This is a genomic window from Dactylosporangium sp. McL0621, from assembly GCF_049995355.1.
Taxonomy (GTDB): domain Bacteria; phylum Actinomycetota; class Actinomycetes; order Mycobacteriales; family Micromonosporaceae; genus Dactylosporangium.
Genome location: NZ_CP188259.1, coordinates 2,007,106 through 2,019,153 on the forward strand (window position 1 = coordinate 2,007,106; position 12,048 = coordinate 2,019,153).

The following is a 12,048-nucleotide window of genomic DNA, read 5'->3' on the forward strand; positions in this document are numbered from 1 at the left end:
CTTTGGTGGGGGAAAACCTTACTGCGGTACGTTTGCCGCGCCGTCCGGCAGGAACCGCGCGCCCGTGACGCGGGTGGAGATGCCCTCCCGGTCCAGGTACGGCGTGACGCCGCCCAGGTGGAACGGCCAGCCCGCGCCCAGGATCATGCACAGGTCGATGTCGCGCGCGTCGGCGACGACGCCCTCGTCGAGCATGAGCCGGATCTCGCGGGCCAGCGCCTCGGTCGCCTCGGCCCGCAACTGCTCGGCGGTCGACGGCGAGTCGCCGACCTCGAGCAGGGCGAGCACCTCGGGGTCGGGGTTGCCCTCGGCGTCGGTGAAGCCGCGCTTGCCGGCCCCGACGACCTTGGCGAGGTTCGCCGAGACGCCGAAGCGGTCCGGGAACGAGTGGTGCAGCGTCTCCGCCACGTGGTGCGCGACGGCCGGGCCGACCATGGTGAGCAGCGCCATCGGGCGCATCGGCAGGCCGAGCGGGTCGAGCGCGGAGTCGGCGACGTCGATCGGGGTGCCGCGGTCGACCGCGGCGGTGACCACGCCGAGGAAGCGGGTCAGCAGCCGGTTGACCACGAACGCCGGGGCGTCCTTCACGAGTACCGACGACTTCTTCAGCGCCTTGCCGACGGCGAACGCGGTCGCCAGGGTCGCGTCGTCGGTCTGGCCGGCGCGCACGATCTCCAGCAGCGGCATCATCGCGACCGGGTTGAAGAAGTGCAGCCCGACGACCCGCTCCGGGTGGGCGAGGTCCGCGGCCTGCTCGGTGACCGACAGCGAGGAGGTGTTGGTGGCCAGGACGCAGTCGTCGCGGACGATCGCCTCGACCTCGGCCCACACCTGCTTCTTGACCTTGAGGTCCTCGAAGACCGCCTCCAGCACCAGATCCGCGTCGGCGAACGCGGCCTTGTCGACCGAGCCGCCGATGAGTCCCTTGTACTTCGCGGCCTTGCCCGGGTCCAGCCGCTTCTTGCCCACCAGCTTGTCGAGCTCGGCGTGGACGTACCCGACGCCCTTGTCGACGCGCTCCTGGTCGAGGTCGGTGAGCACGACGGGCACCTCGAGCCGCCGCACGAACAGCAGCGCCAGCTGGGAGGCCATCAGGCCCGCGCCCACGATGCCGACCTTGTTGACGTCCCGGGCCAGGTTCCGGTCCGGGGCGCCCGCGGGCCGCTTCGCGCGCCGCTGCACCAGGTCGAAGGCGTAGAGGCTGGCCCGCGCCTGGTCGCCCATGATCAGGTCGGCGAGCGCCTCGTCCTCGAGCGCGGTGCCCTCCTCGAAGGTGGCGGACTTGGCCGCCGCCAGGAGCTCGAGCGCGCGGTTGGCCGAGTTCACGGCCCCGTGGAGGCGCTCGTCGAGCTGATGCTTGGCGAAGTACAGCACGCCGTCCCACATGTCCCGGTCGATCTCCGGGCGGGTCACCGTGACCGTGCCGTCGACCACACCCTCGGCCCACTCCAGGGACCGCTCGAGGTAGTCGGCCGGCTCGAAGATCGCGTCGGCGATGCCGAACTCGTGCGCCTGGGCCGGCTTGAGCTGCTTCTGGGTCAGCGGGTTCTGCAGGATCACCTGCGCCGCCGGCGCGATGCCGATGAGGTTCGGCAGCAGCTGCGTACCGCCCCAGCCGGGCACGAGGCCGATCGCGACCTCGGGCAGGGCGAGGGCCGCGGCGCCGGACGAGACGGTCCGGTAGTGGCAGTGCAGCGCGACCTCGAGGCCGCCGCCCATCGCCGCGCCGTTGATGAAGGCGAAGGTGGGTACCGGCGAGTCCTTGAACTTCTTGAAGACCCGGTGGCCGTACCGGCCCAGCTCCACCGCCTGCGCCCGCTCGGACAGCAGCGGCATGCCGGTGATGTCGGCGCCGACGCAGAAGATGTAGGGCTTGCCGGTCAGCGCGATGAACTTCGGCGCCGCCGCGACGGCCTCGTCGATCGCGGCCTCGAGGCTGGCCAGGCCGCCCGGGCCGAACGAGTTCGGCTTGGTGTGGTCGAAGCCGTTGTCGAGCGTGATGACCGCGGCGCGCTCACGCGAAGGCAGTGTCACGAAGCGCAGCAGCGCCTTGGTCACGACCTCGTTCGGGTTCGTCAGTGCTTCCTGAGCCGAGTTGCCGACGATCACTTGCCGCCCTCCCAGTTCGGGTTCTCCCAGATGACCGACGCGCCCATGCCGATGCCCACGCACATGGCTGTGAGGCCGTAGCGCACGTCGGGCCGCTCGGCGAACTGCCGCGACAGCTGCGTCATGAGCCGCACGCCCGAGGAGGCGAGCGGGTGGCCGACCGCGATCGCGCCGCCCCAGGGGTTGACCCGCGGGTCGTCGTCGGCGATGCCGAAGTGGTCGAGGAAGGCGAGCACCTGCACGGCGAACGCCTCGTTGAGCTCGAACAGCCCGATGTCCCCGATGCTCAGGCCGGCCAGGCGCAGCGCCTTCTCGGTGGCCGGCACCGGGCCGTAGCCCATGACCTCGGGCTCGACGCCGACGAAGCCGTAGGACACCAGCCGCATCCCGACCGGCAGCCCGAGCTCGCGGGCCACCTCCTCGGCCGCGATGATCGACGCGGTGGCGCCGTCGTTCAGGCCGGCCGCGTTGCCCGCGGTGACCCGGCCGTGCGGGCGGAACGGCGTTTTGAGGGTGGCGAGCTTCTCCAGGCTGGTGTCGCGCGGCGCCTCGTCGACGGTGGCCAGGCCCCAGCCGGTCTCCGGGTCGCGGGTGGCGATGCTGACCAGGTCGGGCTGCAGCTTGCCGGCGGCGTAGGCGGCGGCGGTCTTCACCTGCGAGGCGTAGCCGAACCGGTCGGCCCGCTCCTTGGTGACGCCGGGCAGGCGGTCGTGCAGGTTCTCCGCGGTGGAGCCCATCACCAGCGCGGACGGGTCGACGAGCTTCTCGGCGATGATGCGCGGGTTGGGGTCGACGCCCTCGCCCATCGGGTGGCGGCCCATGTGCTCGACGCCGCCGGCGATGGCCACGTCGTAGGCGCCGAACGCGATGCCGCCGGCCACGGTGGTCACCGCGGTCAGGGCCCCCGCGCACATGCGGTCGATGGCGTAGCCGGGCACGGTCTTGGGCAGGCCGGCGAGCAGGGCGGCGGTCCGGCCGATGGTCAGGCCCTGGTCGCCGATCTGCGTGGTGGCCGCGATGGCCACCTCGTCGACCCGCTCCGGGGGCAGCTGCGGGTTGCGCCGCAGCAGCTCGCGGATGCAGCGGATGACCAGGTCATCGGCGCGAGTGTTGGCATACATCCCACCGGCCTTGCCGAACGGGGTGCGCACGCCGTCGACGAAGACGACGTCGCGGACAGCACGGGGCACGGGTGTCCTCCTAGCGACTAAGTACGGGCAATGTTACTCGCCAGTAGGTCACCGGGGGCTGTGAACCCTTTCACCGTTCAGACCGGACGGAGCGCCTCCGTCAGCCCGGGGGAGACGAGACCGACCTGCCACGGGCGCGCGCCGTAGCCGGCGAGCACCGCGGCCACCGCCTCCTCCGTGAGCTCCTCCGGGGGTGACCAGGCCAGCCGGCGTACCGAATCCGGGGTTATGAGGTTCTCGGGGGGCAGCTGGTTCGCCGCCGCGAGCCCGGTCACCAGCTCCCGGCACCGCGCCAGCCGGGCCGCCGCGACCGGGTCGCGCTCGGCCCAGCGGTGCGGCGGGGGCGGGCCCTCCGAGGCCGGCGTGGTCGGCAGCTCCTTGTCCGACAGTGCGCGGGCGTCGGAGAGCGCGGTCAGCCAGGTCGGGGCCAGCCGGCGCACCGATCGCCCGCCGAACCCGGCGAGGGTCAGCAGCGAGCGCTCGTCCTTCGGGTCGGCCTCGGCCGCGGCGATGATGGCGGCGTCGGCGAGCACCCGGCCGGGGCTCGCGTCGCGGCGCTGGGCGATCTCGTCGCGGGCCGTCCAGAGGGCGCGGACGCGGGCCAGGGCGCGGGCGCCACGGACCCGGTGGATGCCCGAGGTGCGCCGCCAGGGGTCGGCGCGCACGCGGGGCGGGTCGCCGGCCGAGGCGACAAGCGCGGCGAACTCCTGCGCGGCCCACTCGGTCTTGCCCTGCTTGGCCAGCTCCTCGGAGAGGGTGTCGCGCAGCTGGAGCAGCAGCTCGACGTCGAGGGCGGCGTACGTCAGCCAGGACGCCGGCAGCGGGCGCGTGGACCAGTCGGCGGCCGAGTGGTGCTTCTCCAGGGTGTACCCCAGCAGCAGCTCGGTCAGCGCGGCCAGCCCGACCCGCTCGAACCCGCACAGCCGGGCGGCCAGCTCGGTGTCGAACAGCCGGGTCGGGCGCAGGCCGAGCTCGGTCAGGCACGGCAGGTCTTGGCTGGCGGCGTGCAGGATCCACTCGGTCGGAGAGATCACCTCGTCGAGCTCCGGCAGCTGGCCGAAGGGCAGCGGGTCGATGAGCACCGTTCCGGAGCCGGCCCGCCGCAGCTGCACCAGGTAGGCGCGGTGCGTGTACCGGTAGCCGGAGGCGCGCTCGGCGTCCACGGCCACCGGGCCGGTGCCCTGGGCGAAGCGTTCGACGGCGCGCGCCAGCTCGGCCCGATCGGTTATCGGCTCGGGGGTCCCGTCTCGGGGGGCGGTCAGCAGGACGGGTTCGGTCTTGTGGTCCGGGTTGTCCGGACTGTCTGATTCCTCGTCCCGACGCCGCGCGGGGGGTTCGTCGGTCACGCGACAACCGTACGTTGCGGCATAGGTCCCTGTGTGCAGCCGGTCCGGCGCGTCGGCGTTCTTGAGTGTGTTGGGACACGGTGAACGGGACGGACAGGTCCCCATTGTTGCCGGTACGGTTCGCGTGCGCAGGCGGTCCGGTTATGTACAGACGCTGCGTCGGAGGTCGCGGCACTTGTGCCCGGCGTCTAGATTGAGGGCCGACCGCGGTGTCGCCGGAAGCCCTGCGCTTTCCGGCAGAACGGGTGGAACCGTGACAGGAAGGATACGAGAAGCATGACGGCCGGGTATGACCCCTCCAACCCGGTGGCTTCCGGCAGTTCCGAAGGGTACGACGACCGTCCGCGGCACGCGGCCGGCGACGACTCGGAACGACTCGGTCCACTTCCCCCTCGGATCACCCAGACCGGGTCGATCCCCACGCACTCCATCCCGCCGCCGGTCGCCGCCCCGCCGGTGAGCATCCCGCCCCAGCCGACCAGCTCGTGGCCGGTCTCCGCGGGCCCGCCGCCGCACAGCGCCCCGCCGCACAGCGCGCCCCCGGCCCCGCCGCACAGCGCGCCCCCGGCCCCGCCGGTCCAGCGCCGCAGCCCCCTGGCCGCCGTCGCGCTGGCCCTCGCCGTGCTGCTGCTGGTCGTCGCCGGCGTCGAGGCGGCGTTCATCGTCAACCTCCAGCACAAGGTCGACCAGACCGACGCCGCCGTGAAGGCCGCCGCGACCGGTGACGCCTCCCGGTTCAAGGCGATCGAGGACCGCGCCGACAAGCTCGAGCAGAAGACCGGCGGCAGCCTCGACGCGGCCGCGGTGGCCGAGTCCGTGCGCCCCAGCGTCTTCCGGGTCACCACCAAGTACGCCATCGGTACCGGCTTCGCGCTGGGCAAGGCCCCAGCGGGCGGCGGCACCAACCTGATCACCAACTACCACGTTGTCGCCGACGCCTACGAAAAGGGCGAGAAGGACGTCAACCTGGAGCGCACCGACCAGCGCTTCCCCGGCAAGATCGTCGAGGTCCACCCGGACAAGGACCTCGCCGTGCTGCACACCGACGAGGAGTTCGCCAAGCTCGCACCCGCCGCCGCGGTGCCGAAGGTCGGCGACCCGGTCCTCGTCATCGGCTCGCCGATGGGGCTCGAGGACACCGTCACCACGGGCGTCGTCAGCGCGTTCCGCACCCTCAACGGCGAGGCGCTGATGCAGTTCGACGCGGCCATCAACCCCGGCAACTCGGGCGGCCCCGTGTTCAACGCCAAGAAGGAGGTGGTGGGCGTCGCAACGCTGAAGGCCCAGCAGGCCGAGGGCATCGGCCTGGCCATTCCGATCTCCGTGGTCTGCGACACCGTCCCGTCCGTCTGCTGAGCAGACGCGAACGCACCACCGCCGACGCCCCCGGAAGCGCCGGTCGTACGACTCCCGCCGGGGCGCTGCCCGGCAGGGCCACCAGGAGGAAGAGAACATGACATACCCCGGCAACCCCCAGGGGAACCCGAACGACGGATACGCCTACCCCGACCAGAACGCGGCGCCCGGCGCGTACCCGCCGCCGCCCCAGCAGGCCCCGGTCAGCGGCTACCCCGCGGCGGCGCCGGTGTCGCCCTACGGTGAGCAGCCGCAGCAGCCGCCGCCGCAGCAGTACGGCCAGCCGGGCCCGTCCTACGGTGAGCAGCCGCCGCAGTACGGCCAGCCCGGCCCGGCGTACGGCGAGCAGCCGCAGCAGTACGGCCAGCCCGGCCCGGCGTACGGCGAGCAGCCGCAGCAGTACGGCCAGCCCGTGCCGCCGCAGCCGCAGCCGACCCACGACCAGGGCACGTCCCAGCTGCCGATGTACGGCGGCGAGTCGTCCTACAGCCTGGACCCGTCGGTCTCGGCCCCGCCGACCGCGCCGATGCAGCAGCCGGCCCCGCCGATGTCCGCGCCGCCCATGTCGGGCCCGCCGATGTCCGGCCCGCCGGTCGCCTACGGCCCGGTCTCCAGCCCGCCCACCAGCGGCTTCCCCGGTCAGCCGATCGGCTACCCGCCGGTCGGGCCGCCGGCGAAGAAGCGCGGCATCGCGGTGCCGCTGCTGGCGAGCCTGCTGGCCCTCGCGGTCATCGCCGCCGGCGTGTTCGTCGGCCTGTACGTCGACAAGTCGAACAAGCTCCAGCGGTCCGAGGCGACGTCGAACCAGCGCCAGGCCTCGCTCGACCAGACCAACAAGGACTTCGAGCAGACCAAGAAGGACCTGCAGGCCAAGGCCGACGAGCTGAGCAAGTCGCAGCAGGACCTGCGCGGCACCCAGGCCGACAGCACCGAGGCCAAGCGCCAGCGCGACGTCATCGGCCAGTGCCTGAAGCTGCTGCTGGAGGCCCTCGACGCCTCGGCCGCCGGCGACAAGACCACGACCCAGAACAAGATCAACGAGATGGACAAGCCCTGCAACGAGGCGCAGGTCATCCTCGGGATTTAATTCGGCAAAAGCGCCCCTTTCCGGAGGAAAGGGGCGCTCTGTCATGTGTGCAGAGCGGTCACGCCCGGCGGCGGCAGGCCGGCCGTCGAGGCGAGCAGCGCGCACCACGCGTGCACGTGGGCCTGCATGTCCTCCGTCGTGGGCGTCCACGAGGCCCGGATCTCCAGGTCGGCGGCGGCCGGTGGACCCGCCAGGTCGCCGAAGCGCGTCGACATGGTCTGCGTGACCGTGCCGCCGATCGCCGTGTAGGCCGCGGCGTGCCCGTCGAGCGCGTCCACCAGCCAGCTCCACCCGACGCCGGGCAGCATCGGGTCGGTGGCCAGCTCGGCCTCGAGCTCGGCGGTCACGTACGTCACCAGGCGCATCGTGCCGTCCCAGGCATCGTGGCCGGCCGGGTCGTGCAGGAGGATCAGCCGGCCGGTGGCCACCTCGTCGCCGTGGCGGAGCACGGTGCCGCTGATGGCGTGGGCGAAGGGAGCCAGCCGCTGCGGCGCCGGGACCTCCTCGAGGCTGATCTCCGGCCTGGTGGTCACGGCGCGCAAATCCTCCACCGCCCGGGTGAACGTGGGGGGAGTCGCGGTCGATGGCGCCATAACGGAAGACTAAGACCGAAACGCGCGCAAGGGGTGCCGCCGCGCCGCCCGTGCACAGTGAGTGAAACGATGGACCCGATGACGAAGCTGTTGTTGCGCGCCGCGCGGGGCGAGTCCGTGCCCCATGTCCCGGTCTGGTTCATGCGCCAGGCGGGCCGTTCCCTGCCCGAATATCGCGAGCTGCGGGCCGGCATCGGCATGCTCGAGTCCTGCCGCCGCCCCGACCTCGTCTGCGAGATCACGCTGCAGCCGGTGCGCCGGCACAAGGTCGACGCGGCCGTCCTGTACAGCGACATCGTCGTGCCGCTGCAGGCCGCCGGCATCGACCTGGACATCGTGCCCGGCACGGGCCCGGTGGTGGCCGCCCCCGTGCGCACGATGGCCGACGTCGCCGCGATCCGCCCGCTGGAGGCGTCCGGCGTCTCCTTCGTGGCCGAGTCGATCCGGCTGCTGCTGGCCGAGCTGGGGTCCACGGCCCTCATCGGCTTCGCCGGGGCGCCGTTCACGCTGGCCAGCTACCTCGTCGAGGGCGGGCCGTCGCGGCACCACGCGAAGACCAAGGCGCTGATGTACGGCGCCCCCGACGTCTGGCACGCCCTGTGCTCGCGCCTGGCCGAGATCACCCGGACGTTCCTGCAGGTGCAGATCGAGGCGGGGGTGGACGCCGTCCAGCTGTTCGACTCGTGGGCCGGGGCGCTGTCCGAGGCGGACTACCGCCGGTTCGTGCTCCCGCACTCGCGGGCGGTGCTCGACGGGCTCGACGGTTGTCCGCGGATCCACTTCGGCGTCGGTACCGGTGAGCTGCTCCCGGCCATGGCGGAGGCGGGCGCGGACGTGGTCGGCGTCGACTGGCGCACGCCGCTGGACGTGGCCGCGGGCCGGGTCCCGGGCAAGGCGCTGCAGGGCAACCTCGACCCGTGCACGCTGCTGGCCCCGTGGGAGGTCGTGGCGGCGGAGACGCGCCGCGTGCTGGCGGAGGGCGCGAAGGCCCCCGGCCACATCTTCAACCTCGGCCACGGCGTGCTGCCCGAGACCGATCCCGACATGCTGACGCGCCTGGTCGAGCTGGTGCACGGCGGTCAGTAGCCGGGCCTCCAGCGCGGCCAGCCGTGGTCGCCGGCCAGCTGCGACAGCCGCGAGCCGAGCATGAGCGCGGTGGCCGGCTCCGCGGACTGCAGGCGGTAGTGCACCTGCTCGGCGATCTCGGGGGCGCGGTACTCGGCGTGCTCGAGCAGCTGCAGCGTGACCGCCCACCAGTAGCGGTCCTCGTCCGTCGCGTGCGGTGCGCCGGCCCGGAACCACTCGGCCAGCCCGTCGAGCAGGTCGTCGCCCACGCCGTCGGGGTCGGTGAGGCGCAGCGCCGCGCAGACCCGGGCGACCACGTCGTCGTCCCAGCCGGACAGGTGCCCGCGCACGAGGGTGTGCAGCGAGGCGTGCCCGAGCGCGCCGGCGGCGTCGATCTCGAGCGAGTACACGTTGTCGCGCGCCAGCCGCTCGTGCAGCACCGGCAGCACCCGCGCGTCGCGGCGGCGGGCCAGGCCCAGCAGCGCCTCGCAGCGCGTGTCGTCGTGCGGGTCGTCCAGGCGTGCGGCCAGCGCGTCGCGCACGGTCGCCGAGTCCACTTCGGACAGCTGGGTGCCGAGCGCGAAGCAGGCCCAGTCCCGCACGTCGGCGTCGCGGTCGGCGCTGAGCAGGATCAGGGCGTGGACGGTGTCGTCCGGCGGCGCCTCGCCCAGCACGCTCGGCAGGGCCTGGGCCACGGCCCGCCGTACGCCCGGGTCGGGGTGGCGGGCCAGCGGGAGCAGCAGGGGCAGCGCGGTGTCGTCGTAGCACCAGGCGACCGCGTCGGCGAGCTCGGCCGGGGACGTGGCGGGCGAGGCCAGCAGGCTCGCGATGCTGCCGGCGGTCGGCTCGGCGTCCTCCGTGCCGGGGAGCGGGCCCTCGAAGCCGCCGGGGCCCCGCAGGTCGGCCAGGTCGGCGATCATCTCGGCCAGGGGCGCCAGCTCGTCCAGGTCCGAGGGCTCCCGCGCCGCGGGGACGAAGAGCTCCGCCGAGCTGGGGAACAGCCCGGACACGTCGGCCGGGCCACCGGGGCGCGGGTCCGGCGGCTCATCCGGCACGGGTCGGGAGGACGCGAGGTCGCTCATCTCCGAGAGTGTGCGCGCCTTGGCGGAGATCTTCCAGAGGGGTTCGCCCCTCAGAAGGACAACACGGGGAGGACGATCACCCTACTCGCTGACATATCGACGCAGATGGGGAGCCGATCAGCGCCCGCGGCTCGACAGCCGCAGCGAGGGCCAGGAGCCGTCCGCGGCCCAGCCGCCGTCCACCGACAGGGCGGCCCCGTTGACAAATCCGCTCTTGTCCGGATCCGCGAGGAAAGCGACGGCTCGGGCGATGTCGTCGGGCTGGGCGAAGCGGGCCATCGGGACGTGCTCGGTGATGTCGGTGTCGATGTAGGCGCCCGTGGCCTGGGACTCGTCGTCCATCTCGGTCTTGACCCAGCCCGGGCAGACGGCGTTCACGCGCACGCCCCGCCCGCCCCACTCCACCGCGAGCGTCCTGGTCAGCCCGATCAGGCCGTGCTTGCTGGCGTTGTACGCGACCCGGTCGGCCACGCCCAGGAGGCCGGCCACCGAGGCGATGTTCACGATCGAGCCGGTGCCGCGCACGAGCATGCGCCGGCCGAAGGCCCGGCACAGCAGGAACGGGCCGGTCAGGTTCACGTCGATGACCTGGCGCCACTGGGCCGGCGTCGTCTCCTCCGCGGGCGCGATCGACGCGATGCCCGCGTTGTTGACCAGCACGTCGGCGCGGCCGTAGCGCGCCTCGACCTCGGTCGCGAACCGCTCCACGTCGTCTTCGTCGGCGACGTCGCCGACGAAGGAGAGCGCGTCGAAGCCGGCGACCGGCTGCCGGTCGATGACGGCCAGGAGATAGCCCTCCCCGGCCAGGACCTCAGCGGTCCGGCGGCCGATGCCCTGCGCCGCCCCCGTGATCACTGCCACCCGTTGGTCACCCATGCGGCGACAATAGACTCCGGGTATGACAAAGCGCGTCGTGGTCGTCGGTGGGGGCATCGCCGGGCTCGCCGCGGCGCACCGGCTGCACACCCTGCGGCCGGACCTGGACGTCGTCCTGCTGGACCAGCGCGAGCGGCCCGGCGGGAAGCTGTCGACCGGCGCGCTCGCCGGGCACCCGGTGGAGCGCGGGGCCGAGTCGTTCCTGGTCGGCGGGCCCAGCGCGGCCGTGCAGCTGGCCCGCGAGGTCGGGCTCGGCGACGCGATCGTGCACCCGGGCGGGGCGAAGGCCGCGGTCGCGATCGGCGGGGCGCTGCAGGACCTGCCGGCCGGCACGCTGATGGGCATCCCGCTGCAGGGCCCCGAGGAGCCGCCGGGGCCGCGGCTGCTGCAGCCGGGCGAGGACGTGACCGTCGGCGCGCTCGTGCGGCCGCGGCGCGGGGACGACGTCGTCGACCACTACGTCGATCCGCTGCTCGGCGGGGTGTACGCCGGCCGCGCCGACCGGCTCTCGCTGCGCATGGCGCTGCCGGCCCTGGCCGCGGCGGCCGAGAACCACGCCACGTTGACCGGGGCCCTGGCCGAGGCGGCCGGGGCGGGCCGCCGGGAGCCGGGCGCGCCCGTGTTCGGCGCGGTCGAGGGCGGCATGAGCCGGTTCGTCGACGCCATCGTGCGGACCCTCCCGGACGTGCGCACGAACGCGACCGTCCAGTCGATGCGGCGCGGCGGCCCGGGCTGGCAGCTCGACGTCCGCGTGGGCAAGGACAAGCGCGTCGAGGCGGCCGACGCGGTGGTGCTCGCCGTCCCGGCCGCGTCCGCGGCGCGCCTGCTCGACCAGGACAACCCGCTCGAGCTCGACTACGCCTCGATCGCCCTCGTCGCCCTGGCGCTGCCCGCCACCAAGCTGCCCGAGCTGTCGGGCTTCCTGGTGCCGGCGACCGAGGGCCTCGCGGTGAAGGCGGTCACGTTCTTCGACCGCAAGTGGCCGCACCTGCGCCGGCCCGGGCTCACGGTGCTGCGCGCGTCCGTCGGCCGGTACGGCGACGAGGCGCAGCTGCAGCGCACCGACGACGCGCTGGTCGACGTGGTGCGGGCCGAGGTCGCGCGGCTCATCGGCGTCGACGCGCTGCCCGAGCCGCTGGACCGGGGGGTGTACCGCTGGGGCGGCGCCCTGCCGCAGTACGCGCCGGGCCATCGCGACCGGGTCGCGGCCCTGCGCGCCGGGCTCGACGGGCAGCCCGCGATCGCGGTGGCGGGCGCGGCCTACGACGGCGTCGGGATCCCGGCGTGCATCACGTCCGGACGGGCCGCCGCGGAGTCCGTCCTCGCCAAGCTGGGAGACTGAGG

Annotated in this window: 10 protein-coding genes; 4 read left to right on the forward strand and 6 right to left on the reverse strand. The window is 73.6% G+C overall.

What is annotated here, in order from left to right:
* Positions 1-18 precede the first annotated feature (18 nt).
* The 3 genes from ACPPVO_RS09270 to ACPPVO_RS09280 form a co-directional block, all read right to left on the reverse strand.
* Entirely contained in the window at positions 19-2,109 is a 2,091-nt protein-coding gene (locus ACPPVO_RS09270) for a 3-hydroxyacyl-CoA dehydrogenase NAD-binding domain-containing protein (protein ID WP_426510807.1), read from the reverse strand.
* Positions 2,106-3,299: a thiolase family protein gene (locus ACPPVO_RS09275; protein ID WP_360387746.1), complete on the reverse strand. Its 1,194-nt coding sequence runs from the start codon at positions 3,297-3,299 to the stop codon at positions 2,106-2,108. Before ACPPVO_RS09275 ends, ACPPVO_RS09270 begins: the two co-directional genes overlap by 4 nt.
* 77 nt (positions 3,300-3,376) lie before the next feature.
* Positions 3,377-4,645, reverse strand: coding sequence for an HRDC domain-containing protein (locus tag ACPPVO_RS09280; protein ID WP_426510808.1), 1,269 nt, complete (start codon positions 4,643-4,645; stop codon positions 3,377-3,379).
* Between the two features lie 276 nt (positions 4,646-4,921).
* On the opposite strand from ACPPVO_RS09280, the gene ACPPVO_RS09285 reads away from it, so the two are divergent.
* Complete coding sequence (locus ACPPVO_RS09285) at positions 4,922-6,001, forward strand: S1C family serine protease (RefSeq protein WP_426510809.1); 1,080 nt, start codon at positions 4,922-4,924, stop codon at positions 5,999-6,001.
* Between the two features lie 97 nt (positions 6,002-6,098).
* On the forward strand, positions 6,099-7,088 hold the full coding sequence (locus ACPPVO_RS09290; protein ID WP_426510810.1) for a hypothetical protein: 990 nt from the start codon (positions 6,099-6,101) through the stop codon (positions 7,086-7,088).
* Between the two features lie 41 nt (positions 7,089-7,129).
* Here ACPPVO_RS09290 and ACPPVO_RS09295 read toward each other — a convergent pair whose 3' ends face one another.
* Positions 7,130-7,681: a DUF3000 domain-containing protein gene (locus ACPPVO_RS09295; protein WP_360387757.1), complete on the reverse strand. Its 552-nt coding sequence runs from the start codon at positions 7,679-7,681 to the stop codon at positions 7,130-7,132.
* 69 nt (positions 7,682-7,750) lie between these two features.
* Here ACPPVO_RS09295 and hemE point away from each other — a divergent pair, with 69 nt between their 5' ends.
* The gene (gene hemE, locus ACPPVO_RS09300; protein WP_426510811.1) at positions 7,751-8,767 is read left to right on the forward strand and encodes a uroporphyrinogen decarboxylase; all 1,017 of its coding nucleotides are present in this window, start codon (positions 7,751-7,753) and stop codon (positions 8,765-8,767) included.
* Here the strand turns inward: hemE and ACPPVO_RS09305 are convergent.
* Positions 8,761-9,828 (reverse strand): HEAT repeat domain-containing protein, encoded by a 1,068-nt coding sequence (locus ACPPVO_RS09305; protein WP_426510812.1) that lies wholly within the window; start codon positions 9,826-9,828, stop codon positions 8,761-8,763. The genes hemE and ACPPVO_RS09305 overlap by 7 nt on opposite strands.
* Positions 9,829-9,945: 117 nt before the next feature.
* On the reverse strand, positions 9,946-10,704 hold the full coding sequence (locus tag ACPPVO_RS09310; RefSeq protein WP_426510813.1) for an SDR family NAD(P)-dependent oxidoreductase: 759 nt from the start codon (positions 10,702-10,704) through the stop codon (positions 9,946-9,948).
* Between the two features lie 22 nt (positions 10,705-10,726).
* Between ACPPVO_RS09310 and hemG the strand changes: the two genes are divergently transcribed.
* The gene (gene hemG / locus ACPPVO_RS09315) at positions 10,727-12,046 is read left to right on the forward strand and encodes a protoporphyrinogen oxidase (RefSeq protein WP_426510814.1); all 1,320 of its coding nucleotides are present in this window, start codon (positions 10,727-10,729) and stop codon (positions 12,044-12,046) included.
* The last annotated feature ends 2 nt before the right edge of the window (positions 12,047-12,048 follow it).